This window comes from Neobacillus cucumis, assembly GCF_023715505.1.
The window spans coordinates 1-277 of sequence record NZ_JAMBOH010000152.1; the positions used below are offsets into that span (position 1 = coordinate 1).

1 pseudogene is annotated in these 277 nt (G+C 39.4%); it reads left to right on the forward strand.

Going from position 1 to position 277, the window contains the following annotated elements:
* A pseudogene (locus tag M3226_RS31895) lies at positions 1-277 on the forward strand (IS4 family transposase); the annotation flags it as partial.

Below are 277 nucleotides of genomic sequence, written 5' to 3' on the forward strand. Positions count from 1 at the left end.
AAGCGTGTCAGCTTAAAGGAACTCTACCGTTTGGCAGCACCTATTCATGGAAGAAAAGGGATTCTTCGCTCTATTCATACTACCCAAGCCAATGGAGTTCCGGTTAAAATGGTATTCGTTCAAAACCATAATAAAAAGAGCGAATGGCTGGCGATTCTGAGTACAGACTGTACGCTAAGTGACCAAGAAATCATCAGAATTTATGGGATGAGATGGGATATTGAAGTGTTTTTCAAAACAACAAAATCCCTATTAAAACTCCAAAAGGAGTTTCAAG